General features: G+C 54.7%; 1 protein-coding gene. It reads right to left on the bottom strand.

The window, feature by feature from the left end; all coding sequences use genetic code 11:
- The coding region (locus tag ACVA58_RS28700) for an amino acid kinase family protein (protein ID WP_446513625.1) at positions 1-236 on the bottom strand (236 nt) is incomplete at both ends.

The following is a 236-nucleotide window of genomic DNA, read 5'->3' on the forward strand; positions in this document are numbered from 1 at the left end:
GTACATGCCCGGTACATCGGTCCATATCTCTAGGGTTTCCGCCCTGATAGCCTCGGCAACCAAAGCAGCACTGTAATCGCTGCCACCACGGACTAATGTGGTGGTTTCGCCTTCGCGGCTTGAGCCGAGGAAGCCTTGGGAAACGATAATGGTATCGCCAGCTAGCAGTTGCTGCAGCTGCGAATCTGCAAGTTCGCGGATAGTTTCGATGTGCGGAATAGCTTTGCCGTATTGGC

This window comes from Photobacterium sp. DNB22_13_2, assembly GCF_052873915.1.